This window comes from Adlercreutzia caecimuris B7 (genome assembly GCF_000403355.2).
GTDB classification, from domain to species: Bacteria; Actinomycetota; Coriobacteriia; order Coriobacteriales; family Eggerthellaceae; genus Adlercreutzia; species Adlercreutzia caecimuris.
The window spans coordinates 1,687,831-1,702,836 of the sequence record NZ_KE159646.1 but is presented as its reverse complement, the minus strand read 5'-3'; the positions used below and the strand labels follow the sequence as shown (position 1 = coordinate 1,702,836).

Here is a 15,006-nt window from a genome sequence, read left to right as displayed (position 1 = left end):
CGTTCCTAGCGAAGTTGCTGCAATACCTTCATTCCCCTCTCTGTGATCTTCCATCCATCGTTCCAGGCAAGGCCGCCCGAGCGTTCCAGTGCGTCCACGAAGAAGCTCGGCTGCAGGGGTTGGCTTGAGGTGGTGCTCGCGAAGGCAGCGGCGGGTCGGGTGCGCAACAGCGCCTCGATCTCCTTGAAGGTGCGCTGCTCTCGGCAGAAGTCCATAAGGTCCAGGTAGGTGGTAAGCCGCTGGGGCACGAGATCGAAGAGGCGTTGCAGCCGCTTCTCGGGCGCGAGGTCCTCGGCCACCTGCTCGCCGACCGGCGTGGTTACCACGGCGTAGGCGAAGGTGGCATCCTCGATCTCGTCGGGAGTGAGCCCCGCCCTGGCCTGGGGCGTCAGGGGCCGGCCCGTCTCGTCCAGCTCCAGCCAATACAGGCCGCCGGCGTGCACAAGGGTGCGGATGAGCCGGTAGGGGCTTTGGGCCACCGAGGAGAACTCGGGGCAGGTTCGGGCCGCCTCCTCGGCTTCGGCGAGCGTGCGCTGGGTGGTGCAGAAGGCGAGCAGCTTGAGGAAGATCTCGCGGTGCAGGGGCGCCCGGTTCACCGTCTCGGTGAGGGCGGCCACGGCTTCCTCGAAGGTGGCCTCGGCGCTGGCGTCGGCTTCGGGTGCCGATGCGGGGTCGGCGGGCTTGGACGCAAGATCGCCGTCGGCGGCATCGCAGGGCGCGGGCGTGTTAGCGGTTTCCACGGGTCAATCCTTTCTTCGTGAAGCGGATGGCGTCTGCGGGGCAGGCGGCGGCGCACTGGCCGCAGCGGGTGCACTCGGCCAGAGCCCGGTCGCCCAGATCTCCCGCCGGATCGATGAACTCGGGGCAGGCGGCGGCGCACACGGTGCAGGGCGTGCCGTCCTTGCGCAGGCAGAGGTCGGGGTCGATCTTGGGCCGCGTGGCCTTGTTGAAGTTGGCCACGAGCCCCATAAGGGCGCTGATGGGGCAGAAGCGGTGGCACCATTTCCGCAGCAGGGTGAGCTCGGCTACGATGATGAGGGGGAACACGATGAGGTCCAAGGTGGGCTCGTTGAACCCGACGAGGCGGTAGAGGGCGATGGCCGTGGCGAAGGTGAGGCCCACCGGGCAGATGAGGCAGAACACGGGAAACCCGCAGATCGCCGCCGACACAAGCGAACCGCCGAGCACCACATGGCGCCCGTCCACCTTCGCGAACCGTCGCTTGGCGGCGCCATCGGAGGAGGCAAGGGGCGTCTCGCCGGGCTTCTTCTCGCCGCAGCCCGCACAACCGGCGCACGCGGCCAGGCGCCCGCTCACGTGATGGGCCGCCTCGATGCGCGCCGCCTTGTCGGCCTCGCGGCGCTTCTTGCCCGACAGGAACCGGTCGAGCGGCGGGATGGGGCACACCCAGCTGCAGAAGGCCTTGCCCACGAGCAGCACCGCCGCGGCGGCCACGGCCAGGATGATTACGGCCCGCGCCACGAAGGTCCCGGCGCCGAAGAGCGATTCCAACGCGCCGAGGGGGCATACTGCCGCAATGGACTCGTAGCCCACCGAGCACAGGGTGCCCGAGCTGATGCCGGTTACCAGGCCGATGACGAGAAGGGCGAACACGATGCCCGGGACGTACCGACGCACGCGACTCACCTTCGAGCGGCTGCCCTCCTCCGGCTGCGCGGAAACCTCGGCGCCGTTTTCGGGGGTTGTCGACTTAGCCATGCCACACCTCCACATTGATGCCGCGCTTGTTGCTGGCGTCGTAGTTGCGATAGGCGCTCGTGGGGCAAACGTACTCGCAGGCGCCGCAGCCGTTGCAGCGCTTTTCGTCCACCACCAGGCGCCCGTTCTCGTCCAGGGACAGGGCGTCCCACTCGCAGGCATCGATGCAGGGCGCGTTGCACGTGCCCGAGATGCCGTACAGCTGGCACTCGGCCTCGTCTACCACGGCCATGCCGATCTTGTCCACGTAGGGGTCGAAGGCCGTAAGCGCCCCGGTGGGGCAGGCGGCGATGCAGCGGAAGGCGCCGTCGCACATGTCGCAGTAGCCCTCGCGGAAGTCCATGATCGGCAGCCGCGCCCCGATAATGCCGGGGGTGAGCCCCTCCACGCCGATGGCGGCAAGCGGGCAGGCCGCCCGGCAGCGGTCGCAGCGGATGCACGCGCCCCAGAACCGGTCGGCGTCCTGGCCTCCCGGCGGTCGCAGGCGATCGGTCTCGCCGCCGAAGGCCGCCGTGGCGCCCCCGAAGGCCAGAAGCCCTGCGGCCATCGCGGCGCCGCCGATGAGCGACCGGCGGCTAAGGCCCGGCTTTTGGGGGCGTGTCGCCCCGCCGTCCTCTTGGAGGCTCGCGGCGGAATCCGTTTTCTCCCTCGTCTTCACGCTCTCCCCTCTCCTCGTCTCTTCCCGCGCCCCTATCGGCGCGGGGAATCTGCTACACTTCCGGGAGGCTCATCCACTCGTCAAAGCCGAGCCTCCCGTTGGCATCTAGGTTAGGGGCCGGCATTCGCGCTGAACATTCTCCGAAGCGCTGTAAATTGCCATAAGCGGGCCTCCACCAAAACGCTTAGGGATTGTGTTTCCGCAGGTGAAAAGAGGGGTAATGGTTGGAGCGGGAAAAGATGCATCAAATGAGGGGCGCGTGGGCGGCCCAGCGGGCCAGGCGGCGGAGAGCCTCTTTCCCGTGCGCTTTTTGGGGTTCGGGTTCTTCTGGGCGTGGCTCCTTTTGGCGGGGGTGACCCCCTCTCCGCTTATCGGGGCGCCGCTCTGCTTTGCGAATGCGCCGTTCGAGATGGTCGAGCTGTCGGTGCGGGCGCTGGTGCTCGTGGCCGTGCTCCTCGCCTCGCGGTGGCTGGCCTCCGTTGCCGGGCAGCGCGGGCTGCTCGTGCTCGGAGTTGCGGCAAGCGCCGCGGCGGCCCCGCTTGTCCTCGGCCTCGGGGGTGCCGGCGCGGCTTCGGCCTCGGCGGTGGCGGCCGCCATCGGCGAGGTGTGCATGTTCCTGCTGTGGCTCTGCTTTTTCGGGTACATGAAGGTGGGCGAGACCTTCGTCCTGCTCGTGGGGTCCTACGCCATCGGCTCGGTGCTCTTCCTTCTGACGGCGGCGCTGGGCTTCAACGCCATGGCAGCCGCATCGGTGCTGTTCCCCGTGCTGTCGGGAACGGCCTTCGTGCTCTCCCAGCGCCTCATGAAGGCGCGGACGGGCGAGGAGCTGTTCGTCGAGGAGCCGGTTTCGGGCGACGGTGCCCCAAAGGCGGGGGAGGCCCTGCCGTCGGCGGCTGCCGTTGCGGCGTCTCGCCATGGGGCAGCGGGCGGCGCGGAGAGTCCCGTGCGCCAGAAAATGCGCATTGGCGCGGCGCTTGCCCTGTACTCGTTCTCCTTTTCCCTCTCGTGCGGCATCGCCCTGTTCAGCGGGGAGGGAGTGATCGGGGCCTTCACGGTGGAGCCGGCAGCCATGATTGTGCTGGGGGCTATCTGCGCGGCCTTCTTCAAGTTCGACCGTCAGCCCGATCGACCCTACAAGCTCTATCGGGCCGTTGCCCCGCTTATCGGGGCCGGGTTCTTGCTGATGGCCGTCTCGCCCCTTCCCGACGAGGTGGGCGGCTTCTGCGTTGCCCTGGGCTACGTGCTCTTCGAATTGCTGGTTCTCAACGACTGCTGCAACATCGTGAAGGCCAACGACGCGTCGCTTCTGCGCGTGATGGCGGCGGCCCGGCTGGCCATTACGCTGGGAATGTTCTTAGGCTGGCTGGCGGCGTTTGCCGCGGCCTCCTTGGCGGGTGCGGCGGAAAGCGTGTCGAGCTTGGTGGCCCTCGGGCTGTTCGCGGCTCTGGTTTCCGTCTCGCTGGTGTTCACCGAGCGCGATATGACCTCCTTCGCCGCCGTTGCCGACGACCGGGCCCTATCCGAGGGCGCCTTGGAGGGTCCCACCCGCGAGGAGGCCTTCGCCGCCTTCGCCGAGCAGCAGGGGCTTTCCCGGCGCGAAGCCGAGGTGGCGTCCTATCTGCTTGCGGGGCGCACGACGAGCTTCGCCGCAGAGAAGCTGTTCATCGCCGAGTCCACCGTGCGGGCCCATGTGCACAGCATCTACCGGAAGTGCGGCGTGCACTCCCGCATGGAACTGATGGACGCCTTTGACGAATGCTGGTCGTTCAAGGCCTCGGATCTTTAGCTTACGGGCTTGCTCTGGTAGTCGCCTAGCGCCGTTTCTCCCCACGGGCGGCGCTCCGGCTGCTTTTTGGCTTCTTTTGAACGGTTTTGGAACCGAAAACGCCGTTTCGACGCTCGCGGAGGGCAACCGGATCGGCGTTTCCCCAGGTCGCGCATTTCGCCGATGCCGAGATTGCCGCCTATCGGTTCCAAAGTCGTGATTTCCAAGCCAAAAACGCGCCCATGCGCTACACTCTTCCCAGCAGAACGCGGCGGGAGCGCCGTCGTGCGGCTCGTGCGCCGCGCCCGTGCTCCCGTATCTACGCTGCCTGCGGCTGCCTTCCCGGTTCTGCCGCGCTCCACGGTACGAACTCGAGAGAGGAAGGGCATGCGCACCCCGTCTTTGGCCCCGCTGCTGGCCGTGTTCTACGGCTGCGGCTTTCTGGCCGGCTTCAACGAGAATCTGGTGAACATGGCCCTCGTGGCCATTATGGGCGACTTCGCGGTGGACGCGGTGACGGCCCAGTGGCTCGTCACCGGCTACATGATCGCGGTGACCGTGGTGGTCACCTGCATGGCGTATTTGTACCGCCGCCTGCCTATGCGCACGCTGTTCTTCGCGGCATCGGCCCTGAGTATTGCCGGTTCGCTCGGCGGCCTTGTCGCCCCCAACTTCGCGGTGTTGCTGGCGGCGCGTCTTGTGCAGGCCGTGGGCACCGGCGTGTTCATCCCGCTTATGATGAACGTCATCGTCGATCGGGTACCCCACGAGAAGATGGGAGCCTACCTGGCCATCGGTTCGGCCATGATTACCGTGGGGCCCGCCACCGCCCCCATCGTGACCGGCTTCATGGTGAGCGGTCTAGGCTGGCGCAGCGTCTTTCTCGTGCCGCTGGCTGCCGCCGTGCTCCTCGTGAGCGCGGGCGCCTTCGTGGTGCGCGACGGACGCGAGCCGGTTGCAAGCCGCTTCGATGTGCCCTCGGCGCTGCTCGTGGCCCTCGGGGTGACGCTGCTGTCGGTGGGCCTGTCGGAAGTGGCCCTGCATCCGCCGGTGGGCGCGGCGGCGCTGGCCGGATCGGCCGCGGCCCTCGGCGCCTTCGCGTGGCGCCAGGAGAGGCTCGCCTGCCCGCTCGTGTCGCTCACGCCGTTGCATCGCCGGGTGTTCTGGCCGGCGGCAGTGCTCGTGATGATCACCATGATGACGTATTTCTCGCTCTCGGTGATGGCGCCGCTGTACTTTGAGGAAGCCGCCGGGCTTGCTGCCAGCACGGCGGGCCTACTCATGGTGGCTCCGGTGTTGGCGAACGCGAGCGCGGCCGTGGTGGCCGGGCGCGTGCTCGACCGGCGCGGGGAATGGCCCGTGCTGCCGGCGGGCCTCGGACTGGCGACCGCGGGGCTTGCCGTGACCATCGCCGGCGCCCTCGCGGGTTCGGTGGCGGCGGCCACGGTGGGCATCTTCTTCGGCTACCTGGGCACGGGCATGGTGCTCTCGCCGGCCCAGACGGCAGGGCTGCGCCGCCTGCCCGACGAGCTGGACTCCCATGGCGTCACCCTCATGTCCATGGCCGTGCAGCTGTCGGCGTGCCTGGGGCCAGCCACCTACATCGGCGTCATGAGCGCTGCCACCGCAAGGGCCGCTGCCGCCGGCGCTCCTGCGGCCCAGGCGAGCGCCGAGGGATTCGCCTGCGCCATGGCCGTCGCCGCTGCCGTCGCCGCCTGCGGTTTCGCGGCCGCCATCGCCTACGCCCGCTTCATGCGCCGCGCGTAAAGCGGGCACGACGGCGGCTCCGGCTCACGCTGCCGCCTTCGGTTCATGGCGGCGACCATTTCACGGGTTGAAGTGAGATATTCCGCCTGAAAAGTGGCACAAATGCCAATTATTCGGGGGTGCGGACGTTTTTCCGTACCGCCTAGGTGTTGTGTGCCAATAGGTTGTTTACGCCGACGATGCGCGACATGGGCGGCAGGCCCCCGCAGGCGCTGTGCGGCCTGTCCCAATTATAATGCTCGATGAAGGCGGGGAGGGCGGCGGCCCTCCCCGCCTCGCTCTCCCACGCCCTGCCGTACTGCCACTCCTGGGCGAGCGTGCGGTTCATGCGCTCGACCTTGCCGTTCTGCCAGGGGCTGAAGGGCCTCGTGTAGACGTGGCGGACCCCGCGCCCCTCGAGCAGCGCGTTGAACTCGCCGCTGCGGTAGCCCGGCCCGTTGTCGGTCATCACGCGCTCGACCGAGACGCCCATCTCCCCGAAGAAGCCCAGGCAGCGGCCCATGAAGGCCGCGCAGGTGCCCTTGCGCTCGTCGGGCAGCAGCTCGGCGTAGGCCACGCGGCTGAAGTCGTCGACGGCGACGTGCAGGCACGCCGTGCCCGCCCCCGGCCTCGGCCGGCCGGCGCGGCCGCGCGCCCGCCAGCCCCCGCCGTCGGGGACGCGGGCCACCTTCTTGACGTCGACGTGCAGCAGCTCGCCGGGGGCCTCGCGCTCGTAGCGCACCGGCGTCGCGGGGCCGCGGCGCCGGACCTCGCCGGTCACACGGTCGACGTCGGCGAGGCGCGGCATCCCGCGGCGGGCCACTATCCTGGCGCAGGTGCGGGCGGGGACGCCGGTGGCCGCCGCCAGCGCGAGCGGCGCGAGCAGCATGGACGCGCGGGCCTCGGCGACGCGCTCCTCGGCGTCGGGCGGCGTGAGCCTGGCGAGCCTGCGCGGCCGGCTGCTGCGGTCCGCCAGCCCCTCGCCGCGCCGGCTGCGGCGCAGCCACTTGCACGCGGTCTGGCGGCTGACGCCCATCTGGCGGGCGGCGTCGGCCACGCCGACGCCGGATTCTATGCGGGAAACGAGGGTTTCCCGCCCCCTCGGGGTCAGCTTTGCGTTAGGATGCGATGGCATGGGAGGCCCCCTTCGCTGCGAATCTAGACAACTCACAGCTTGGCGGAGGCCTCCCTATTTGTCGCCACCCGGATGTAAACAACGTCTTGGCACTAAACACCTAGGCGGCGTACCCAAGCGAGGCGCGGTACTCGTCGGGGCTCAGCCACCCCAGCGAGCGCTTGATGCGCCCCGAGCAATAGTAGCGCAGGTAGGCGTCCAGACGCCCGGAGAACTCCGCCAGGGAGACGCCCTCCCAGTCCCTGTAGTGGAAGAACTCGTTCTTGAGCCGGCCGAAGAACCCCTCGCACGCCGCGTTGTCCGGGCTGCACCCCTTGGCCGACATGGAGCGGACCAGGCCGGCCCCCTCGCACAGGGCGATCCAGCCGGGCCAGCGGTAGTGGCCGCCGCGGTCGCTGTGCACCACGGTGCGCGCCCCCGGGCGCCTGCCGGCGAGCGCGTCCTCGAGCGACCCGTTGGCCAGGTCGGCCGTGGGCGACGCCCCTATCCTCCAGCCGGCGGGGCGCCCGTCGAAGCAGTCCACCACGGCGCTCAGGTAGGCCTTGCCGGCCGGGATGCGGAACTCGGTTATGTCGGTGACCCACAGCTCGTCCGGGGCGGCCGCCGAGAAGTCCCTGGCGACCAGGTTGGGCGGGGCGGCGGACACCTCGCCCTCGTAGGAGCTCCACCCCCTGCGCCGGCGCCTGTTGTAGGCCGCGGACAGGCCCTCCTCCCGCATCAGCCGGCGCACCACCTTCTCCGACACGCGCACGTCCTCGCGGCGCAGGCGGGCCCATATGGTGCGGTAGCCCCACGCGCGGGAGCCCTCGTCGAACAGCTCGCGCACGCGCGCCCGCAGCCCGGCGTACTTGTCGGGCCGCCCCAGGCGCGCCCGGTGGTACTCATAGGAGCTCCTCGAGATCCTCAAGAAAGCGGTGATCTCTCGGAGGGGCAGGCCTGTCGCCGCGCGCAATCTCTCGCCCAGCTCGCACTTTCTCCTGTTCGATATCGAACCCGGGTGCGAGCCTGCCCCTTTTAGGTCGTCCAACACCGCCCTGAGCAGCATGTTCTCGTTCATGGCGGCCTCGTAGGCCGCCCTCTCCGCCTCGTCCAACGGGTCCTCCTCCGCATCGGGAGGGGCCATCCTAGCAGCTCCCCGTGGAGGTCTTGCGGCGGAGCCGGACGCCCGCCATCGCGCGTGGGGCAGCAGGCCCCGCCCCCAGCGCTGGACCGCGCCCCTGGACGCGCCGCAGAGCTCGGCGGCCTCCACCTGGGTCATCCCCTCCTCCAGCGCGAGCAGCGCCAGCTCGATCGTGTCCCTGTCGTACATGCGGACCCCTTCCCGGACCGACGCCGGTCCAAGTTTTTGTCCGCACCTCCGTTCGACGTAAAAGTGGCACAAATGCCAATTATTCCGACGTAAAAGTGGCATCAAGGTGTTCGCTGGCTGTTAAAGGTCTAGGGGTGCTGATGCAGGGCAGTACATCTGATTTCTCTGGAGTCCCTTGTCCCATGCTCCATCGCTTTAGCGCGTTGGAGTACAATGGTCTGTATTGATAAAAGGCTGGCGGCAAGCCTGCGGGCTTGCGAGGTATGGGAGGAAGTCGATGGCTGATATTCGCACGGCGGACGTGGATGACCTGCTGACGGTTTTGGCGACGCTTGACGAGCCCGATGACATTTTCGCCCTGCTGGAGGATTTGTTCACTGTGCGCGAGATTCGCGAGACCTCCCAGCGCCTGCTGGTGGCGCGCCTGCTGGCGGCGGGGAAGTCCTATGCGGCCATCGAGGCGGAAACGGGCGCCTCGGCCACTACCATCGCCCGCGTGTCGAAGTGTCTCAGCTACGGTTCCGGCGGCTACAAGCGGGCCCTGGAGATTCTCGAGGAGAAATAACCCCTCTTTGACGCCGGCGGCTGATCGCGAGGGCAGCTGATCCCGGGGTTGTCGCCCCCCGGTGCCGACCGCTTCGGCGCGTCCCGCAGCCACCTCCTCGGCAGCATGCCGGGCGCTTGTGCCCGGAGGCGGGGCCCCAAAAAGAAGTGAGGCGGCCTGGGGAGGGCCGCCTCTTGCAGGGGTTCGAGAACGGACTGGGGAAATCTCGTTCTCGGGGAAGCGGGCCTGTTGAGGGGATGCCCGCTTCCAAAAGAGAGAAGAAGGAAAGGAAAGGGAAAGAGGAAAGATACAGGAGGATTTCAGCTCTTTTCCGTTTCGCTGAGTGCAGTATAGGCCGCAATCCCTGAGGTACAAGGTCGAGGAAGCCCATAGTTACCTTCGCGTAAATAAGCGTCCATCTTTCTGTGACAAATCGCCGCCACAGCAGGAGGGAGCGGGGGAGGGGTCTGGCGAGATTCCGCTTCTGGATACTTGTGGAGAAAATGTAAACCATAGTTAACACCCTTGCAGCTAGAGAAAAGTTAACGTATTATAACTTTCGTCGGAAGGAGCAAGGCGACTCCGAGAGAAACTCCTCGGGCGAGATGCCTTGTACCGGACGACACCTCCTCTCTTCTTGTTTTACTGGGTGGCGAAGCATCTCCTCGTCTCGCTATCGCCACAACGAAAGGACTCGCGGGACTCCCCCTCTCCGCGGGTCTTTTTGCATTCGCGGCATTCCGTGCGGCCGGGCGGGAACCATGGGGTTGACATGACGTTAACCATGAGAGGGAAGGTGCGCATTTCCCCCGTGTAACGCCACCATTTCAACGAAAACAATCCCATGGCGCAGCCGTGACGAAGGCTCTGCGAGCTGCCGTTGCGCGTGGTGCGCCCTCATCATTTACTTGCGTGCTCAACGAAGGACACGCATCCCGTGAGGGAAAGCGATTCGAAAGCAAGGGAATGGTGATTGATATGAGAATTCGTACCATGGGCATGGTGGCGCTCTCGGGTCTCTTCGCCTTGAGCCTGGCGGGTTGCGCCGCCTCCTCGACGGAGTCTTCTGCAGTGCCGGGGTCTCCCGAACAGACTCAAGCTGCTCCGCAGGCTGTCGAGCAGGCGGATGCTCAAAAGGATCAGCAGGCTGGTGAGCAGGCGGCCCAGGGCGGCGCGGTGACGGCCGAGTCGGCCGATGAGGCCACGGCCGAACAGGAAGCAGCCAACCCCGCTGCACTCCAGATCGTCGATTCTGGCTGGTTCGCTGCTGACAACGGCATGGTCGACTTTGCCGTGAAGGTGCAGAATCCGAACAAGACCGTCGAGGCGGTGGATCCCGTCATCGAAGTGGTCGGCAAGGACGATGCAGGCAACGTGATCTTCGACGAGACCATCGAGACGCCTGGCGTGCTGCCCGATTCCACCTATTACTATTCCTATGTGGCCGGCTCCACGGCGAGCAAGGGCACCGACTCCACGACGAGCGCCAAGCCCGCGACGGTGGACTTCGCCATCAAGACCCCCGAGGGCTCTTGGCAGGCCACCGGGCAGAAGCTGGCCGACGTGTACGCCGTCGCCGACGGGGGAGCTGCCGACACTGAGTTCGGCGCCAAGGAGTTCACGGGCACGGTGACCGCGAGCGAGCAGCTCGACGGGGCCGATCAGTCCCGTGTCGATGTGATCCTGCTCGATAAGGACGGCAAGATCGAGGGCGGCTACTTCAAGATCGTCGACACCGAGCCGGGCCAGGCCGCCGACTACGACATCTACGCCGTGGGCGCCCCCGAGTTCGCCAGCTATGCCGTGTACGCGAGCCCCTGGGCCGAGGAGGCTGCGGAATAGGGGTGTAGGCTGCGAGACGGCCGTGCGCCGTTGCGGCGCAGTTGTGCCAGAGGCGCACGTTGCCACGGCATGAAACCGAGAAGGGCTCCCTGGGGGGGAGCCCTTCTGCATAGGCGGGGTTGTTGAATCCGGAGCGGCTGCCGCCGCGTGATGCGGGAGCGAGCCCTTACGACGCGTCGCGCAGGAAGGCCTCGTAGCCGCGACGGGCCTCGTAGATGTCGGCCTTGCTCGTCACTTCCCAGGGGGCGTGCATGGAAAGCACGGCTACGCCCGAATCGATGACGTCCATGCCGTACTTCGCGGGGATATAGGCGATGGTTCCGCCGCCGCCCGCATCCACGCGCCCCAGCTCGGCGGTCTGGAAGCTCACGTGCGCATCGTCCATGATGCGGCGCACGAGGGCCACGTACTCGGCCGAGGCGTCGTTGGAGCCGCTCTTGCCGCGGGCTCCGGTGTACTTGTTGAACACGAGGCCGCGGCCCAGGTAGGCGGAGTTCTTCGCCTCGTAGACGCTCGCGTAGGCCGGGTCGAAGCCGGCGGACACGTCCGAGGACAGCATGCGGGAACGGGTCAGCGCTCGGCGCAGGGCCAAGGGACCGTCTTCTCCGGCCAGGGCCATGATCTCGGCGATGGTGTTCTCGAAGAACATCGATGCCATGCCCGAGGCGCCCACGCTGCCGATCTCCTCCTTGTCCACCAGTACGCACACGGCAGTGCGGGCGGGCACATCATCGCCCAGGGCCAACTGGGCCGCCAGCGACGTGTAGGCACAGACGCGGTCGTCCTGGCCGTAGCCGATGACCATGGAGCGGTCCAGTCCCAAATCGCGGGCACGACCGGCCGGCACTACCTCCAGCTCGGCGGAGAGGAAGTCCTCCTCGGCAATGCCGTACTTGTCGGCCAGAAGCGACAGCACGTGGGCCTTCACCGGGCCCTTGCCGGCCGTCTCGCCCGTAGCTTCGGCGGCTTCCGCTGTCTCGCCGCTCTCATCGGCTGAGGCTTCGGCGTTCGCGTTGGTGGCCGCCGCCTCCACCAGCGGGCGGTTGCCCACGAGTACGTCCAGGTCCTCGCCCTCCACCACCTTCGCGCCCTTCTTGTCCAGTTGCTGGGTGCCCAAGTGCGGCAGAAGGTCGGTCACGCAGAACACCGGGTCGGCGGGGTCCTCGCCGATGTTCACCTCGACTACGGTGCCGTCGGTTTGCGCCACCACGCCATGCAGGGCCAGGGGCAGGGCCGTCCACTGGTAGTTCTTGATGCCGCCGTAGTAATGGGTGTCCAGAAGTGCGAAGTCGTTGGCCTCGTACAGCGGGTTCTGCTTGATGTCCAGGCGCGGCGAGTCGATGTGGGCTCCCAGGATGTTCAGGCCCGCAGCCAGGGGCTCGCTGCCCACGTGCACGAGCACGACGGCCTTGCCCTGGGCGCAAGCCCACAGCTTGCTGCCCGGGCCCACTGGGGTGCCGGCGGCGATGCAGTCGGCCAGGGAGTCGTAGCCGGCGTTCTCGGCGGCGGCGATGGCTGCCGTGGCGCATTCCCGCTCGGTCTTGTTCTCCGAAATGAAGTCGATATAGTCGGCGGCCAGCGCCTCCAGCTCGGCCAGGGCCGTCTCGTCGTATTGCTTCCAGGCCACGTTTCGTTCCACAGCTGCCTCTTTCTCGCGGATGCCAGATGCTGGGCCCAGTATGCTACGAAACCGCAACGGATGGGCATGTCCCCAAGGAAAATCCAGGGCGCGCACCCATAATGGCCTTTGGTGCGGAGCCTATGCGCGGTCAGCGGGCGGCTCCCGTGTTCCCCCTGTGAAAAGGGGACGGGAAATGTTGCTTTGAGGTTTCACGCAATATCTTCGTACTATAATGATCGCTGCCATTTTCGGGTGGCCGAAACAAGAAGACGAGTCAGAAGGAGCGATTCCATGAATCTGCGTGACGTTATTCCTACCGCTGAGAACTCCAGCAACTTCAACGTGGTTCCCGAGGCCATTACTGAGGTGGGCACCACTCTGGAGAACCTGAAGGCCGCCGTCTGCGGCGAGACCGGCGCTTCCGCCAAGTACGCTGCCTGCGCCGTGGCCGCCAAGGAGCAGGGCTTCGACCAGATCGCCCGCCTGTTCGAGGCCACCAGCGCCGCCGAGCAGATCCACATCGGCCTGGAGGCCGGCGTGATCGCCGAGATGGAGCCGGGCTACGAGCGTCCCGCCGCCCCCGAGGCCGAGGGCATTGCCACCGACCTGAACCTCATCGCCGGCGCCCTGGGCGAGATCTACGAGACCTCCGACATGTACCCGAACTTCATCAAGGTCGCCATCGATGAGGGCAACAAGAAGGCCGAGATGGTGTTCACCCGCGCCAAGCTGGCCGAGGCCGTGCACGCCGAGCTGTACATGGACGCCTACAACAACATCGACGCTCCCACCGACGAGGCCTACTACCTGTGCCCCATCTGCGGCTACATCCACAAGGGCGACGACTTCGAGAAGTGCCCCATCTGCTTCACCCCGGCCGACAAGTTCCGCAAGTTCTAATTCCGCAGCGGAAACCACGCCACTCAAGCGGTCGTCTCATCCCGAGGCGGCCGCTTTTTCGTTGTCAGAGGCCAAGTGCTCGCGCACGAGGTCGCAGAACAGGCGGGCGGCCGGGGTGAGCCAGTGGGTCTTGCGGTGGCCGAGGTAGACGGGGAAGGTGCGCTTGCCGAAGGGGTCGGGAATCTCGACGAAGGTGCCGCGCGCCAGTTCGTCGGCAACAGCGAAGCGGGGGAAGACGGAAAAGCCCATGGCCATGGCAACGAGGCGCTTGATGGCCTGGGAACTCCAGAGTTCCATCGTCTCAGCGAGTATTACGCCGCGCGCGTCCAGGGTTTGCTCGAGGGCGATGCGGAACACGTTGTCGGGCTCGTCGATGATGAAGGGGAGTTCCGCCCGCTGCCCCGCGGACTGGAAATCGGGGAGGGATACGCCCGGCGCGGCCACGAGGGTCGTGCGAATCTGCCCCACCTCTTCGATGGAGAAATCCTCGGGCTGCCAGTCGAAGGCGTAGGTGAGCCCCAGATCGCAGGAGCCATCGCGCAGGTTCTCGGACACCTGGGCGCAGGTGCGGTCGCGCAGGCGCAGCGTCACGCCCGGGGCGCGCTCGCGGAACGCGGCGATCACCTCGTCGAGCGCATAGCACAGAAGCGTCTCGGCCAGATCCACCCGCAGCGTGCCCCGCAGCGCCGTCTCCTCTGCGCCGAGGGCGGCCAGGCGATCGGCAGCGGCGATTATCTCGGCGGCCTGGGCAAGCGCTTCGGCCCCCTTCTGCGTCAGCACCATGCGGCGCCCGATGCGCTCGAACAGCGGCAGCCCCAGATCGCGTTCGAGCTGCTTGATGTGCACCGTGACCGTCGACTGGGTGTAGCCCAGTTGGTCGGCCGCCTTGGCGTAGGTGCCGCAGGCCACGACGGCTTGGAAGGTGCGCAGGCACTTGATATCCACGATGATCCTCCTCTTCGGCGCGCTTCGCGGGCGGGGGTCGGCCTCGCCGCGCGCAGGCTCCAGCATACGCAACATTGATTGATTTAGTCAAACATATTCTTCTCAATCATTCATTATACAAATGCGTTGTGGCGTCCTATGCTAGAGCCAACGGAAAGACAACGGAAGGGGAGCACCCATGGAGGCAACGGGAATGACGATAGCGGCCACCTTGGCAGGGCTGGCGTTCTACTGTTTCGTGCAGGGCATCACCCCGGGACCCGCGAACCTCTGCTCGTTGGCGACGACGCTGCGCTACGGCCGGACGCTTGCGCTGCGCCAGTGGTACGGGCTCATCGCCGGCTTCTACGCGGTGTCGTTCGCCTCGGTGCTGGTCGTGTGGACCGTAGGCCAGGTGGCGTCGGGCCTGATGGGGTGGCTCACCGTGGCGGGAGCGGCCTACGTGCTCTGGCTCGCCTGGACTATGGTGGCGCCCAGCCGGGAGGGGCACGCGCTCTACGAGGCGAAGCCCACGGCGGCCTCGGGCTTCCTCTTGCAGATCACCAACGTGAAGATACTGGTGCTGTGCCTGACGGCGCTGTGCTCCTACGTGCTCCCCTTGAGCGACCACCCGCTGGCGCTGGCGGCTGCGGGGTTGGTGATGCCCCTCATCGGCGTCGGCTGCAATCTGGCCTGGATCTACGCGGGCGAGCTTCTGCGGTCGTTCTACGAGCGGCATCGCCGCCGTGTAGACGGGGCGATGGCCGCCTCGCTTGCACTGTGCGCCGCGACTATGGTGGCGCCCCTGCTCGGAAGCTGAGACCCCGCGGCAGCGGGCGCGAA

Annotated in this window: 13 protein-coding genes; 6 read left to right on the top strand and 7 right to left on the bottom strand. The window is 67.1% G+C overall.

Translation table 11 applies throughout. The features are described 5' to 3' along the window. Nucleotides 1–5 precede the first annotated feature (5 nt). Genes C811_RS10830 through C811_RS0103515 form a run of 3 tightly spaced genes read right to left on the bottom strand, consistent with a single transcriptional unit; the run spans nucleotide 6 to nucleotide 2,377 of the window. The gene (locus tag C811_RS10830; RefSeq protein WP_016309641.1) at nucleotides 6–740 is read right to left on the bottom strand and encodes a hypothetical protein; all 735 of its coding nucleotides are present in this window, start codon (nucleotides 738–740) and stop codon (nucleotides 6–8) included. Further along, complete coding sequence (locus C811_RS10825; RefSeq protein ID WP_016309640.1) at nucleotides 727–1,719, bottom strand: 4Fe-4S binding protein; 993 nt, start codon at nucleotides 1,717–1,719, stop codon at nucleotides 727–729. Before C811_RS10825 ends, C811_RS10830 begins: the two co-directional genes overlap by 14 nt. Then, a complete protein-coding gene (locus C811_RS0103515; RefSeq protein ID WP_016309639.1) occupies nucleotides 1,712–2,377 on the bottom strand; it encodes a 4Fe-4S dicluster domain-containing protein in 666 nt (221 codons plus the stop codon). Before C811_RS0103515 ends, C811_RS10825 begins: the two co-directional genes overlap by 8 nt. A 220-nt stretch (nucleotides 2,378–2,597) precedes the next feature. Between C811_RS0103515 and C811_RS10820 the strand changes: the two genes are divergently transcribed. Both C811_RS10820 and C811_RS10815 read left to right on the top strand, forming a co-directional pair. After that, the gene (locus C811_RS10820) at nucleotides 2,598–4,163 is read left to right on the top strand and encodes a helix-turn-helix transcriptional regulator (RefSeq protein ID WP_084811484.1); all 1,566 of its coding nucleotides are present in this window, start codon (nucleotides 2,598–2,600) and stop codon (nucleotides 4,161–4,163) included. 366 nt (nucleotides 4,164–4,529) lie between these two features. Continuing rightward, nucleotides 4,530–5,909, top strand: a complete 1,380-nt coding sequence (locus tag C811_RS10815; RefSeq protein ID WP_016309637.1) for an MFS transporter — start codon at nucleotides 4,530–4,532, stop codon at nucleotides 5,907–5,909. A gap of 142 nt (nucleotides 5,910–6,051) precedes the next feature. On the opposite strand, the gene C811_RS10810 is transcribed toward C811_RS10815, so the two are convergent. After that, nucleotides 6,052–7,023: an IS481 family transposase gene (locus C811_RS10810; protein WP_016308429.1), complete on the bottom strand. Its 972-nt coding sequence runs from the start codon at nucleotides 7,021–7,023 to the stop codon at nucleotides 6,052–6,054. A gap of 100 nt (nucleotides 7,024–7,123) precedes the next feature. Next, nucleotides 7,124–8,332 (bottom strand): IS3 family transposase, encoded by a 1,209-nt coding sequence (locus C811_RS10805; RefSeq protein WP_016309636.1) that lies wholly within the window; start codon nucleotides 8,330–8,332, stop codon nucleotides 7,124–7,126. Nucleotides 8,333–8,609: 277 nt separating this feature from the next. Here C811_RS10805 and C811_RS10800 point away from each other — a divergent pair, with 277 nt between their 5' ends. Then, nucleotides 8,610–8,897, top strand: a complete 288-nt coding sequence (locus C811_RS10800; protein ID WP_016309635.1) for a YerC/YecD family TrpR-related protein — start codon at nucleotides 8,610–8,612, stop codon at nucleotides 8,895–8,897. A 957-nt stretch (nucleotides 8,898–9,854) separates the two neighbouring features. Then, nucleotides 9,855–10,718 (top strand): hypothetical protein, encoded by an 864-nt coding sequence (locus C811_RS10795; RefSeq protein WP_156997080.1) that lies wholly within the window; start codon nucleotides 9,855–9,857, stop codon nucleotides 10,716–10,718. Nucleotides 10,719–10,884: 166 nt separating this feature from the next. Here the strand turns inward: C811_RS10795 and C811_RS10790 are convergent, their stop codons facing one another. Next, nucleotides 10,885–12,357, bottom strand: coding sequence for an aminopeptidase (locus C811_RS10790; RefSeq protein WP_016309633.1), 1,473 nt, complete (start codon nucleotides 12,355–12,357; stop codon nucleotides 10,885–10,887). A 273-nt stretch (nucleotides 12,358–12,630) separates the two neighbouring features. Here C811_RS10790 and ngr point away from each other — a divergent pair, with 273 nt between their 5' ends. Next, complete coding sequence (gene ngr, locus C811_RS10785; protein WP_016309632.1) at nucleotides 12,631–13,239, top strand: nigerythrin; 609 nt, start codon at nucleotides 12,631–12,633, stop codon at nucleotides 13,237–13,239. A 36-nt stretch (nucleotides 13,240–13,275) separates the two neighbouring features. Here the strand turns inward: ngr and C811_RS10780 are convergent, their stop codons facing one another. Continuing rightward, nucleotides 13,276–14,184 carry a LysR family transcriptional regulator gene (locus C811_RS10780; protein ID WP_016309631.1) on the bottom strand — a complete coding sequence of 303 codons (909 nt, stop codon included), beginning with the start codon at nucleotides 14,182–14,184 and terminating at the stop codon, nucleotides 13,276–13,278. A gap of 178 nt (nucleotides 14,185–14,362) precedes the next feature. On the opposite strand from C811_RS10780, the gene C811_RS10775 reads away from it, so the two are divergent. Continuing rightward, complete coding sequence (locus C811_RS10775) at nucleotides 14,363–14,983, top strand: LysE family translocator (protein ID WP_022926527.1); 621 nt, start codon at nucleotides 14,363–14,365, stop codon at nucleotides 14,981–14,983. The last annotated feature ends 23 nt before the right edge of the window (nucleotides 14,984–15,006 follow it).

Coding starts and splice junctions, on each gene's coding strand:
- C811_RS10825 (WP_016309640.1), bottom strand. CDS start 1,719: ATGGCTAAGTCGACAACCCCCGAAAACGGCGCCGAGGTTTCCGCGCAG.
- C811_RS10820 (WP_084811484.1), top strand. CDS start 2,598: ATGGTTGGAGCGGGAAAAGATGCATCAAATGAGGGGCGCGTGGGCGGC.
- C811_RS10815 (WP_016309637.1), top strand. CDS start 4,530: ATGCGCACCCCGTCTTTGGCCCCGCTGCTGGCCGTGTTCTACGGCTGC.
- C811_RS10810 (WP_016308429.1), bottom strand. CDS start 7,023: ATGCCATCGCATCCTAACGCAAAGCTGACCCCGAGGGGGCGGGAAACC.
- C811_RS10805 (WP_016309636.1), bottom strand. CDS start 8,332: ATGTACGACAGGGACACGATCGAGCTGGCGCTGCTCGCGCTGGAGGAG.
- C811_RS10800 (WP_016309635.1), top strand. CDS start 8,610: ATGGCTGATATTCGCACGGCGGACGTGGATGACCTGCTGACGGTTTTG.
- C811_RS10795 (WP_156997080.1), top strand. CDS start 9,855: ATGAGAATTCGTACCATGGGCATGGTGGCGCTCTCGGGTCTCTTCGCC.
- ngr (WP_016309632.1), top strand. CDS start 12,631: ATGAATCTGCGTGACGTTATTCCTACCGCTGAGAACTCCAGCAACTTC.
- C811_RS10775 (WP_022926527.1), top strand. CDS start 14,363: ATGGAGGCAACGGGAATGACGATAGCGGCCACCTTGGCAGGGCTGGCG.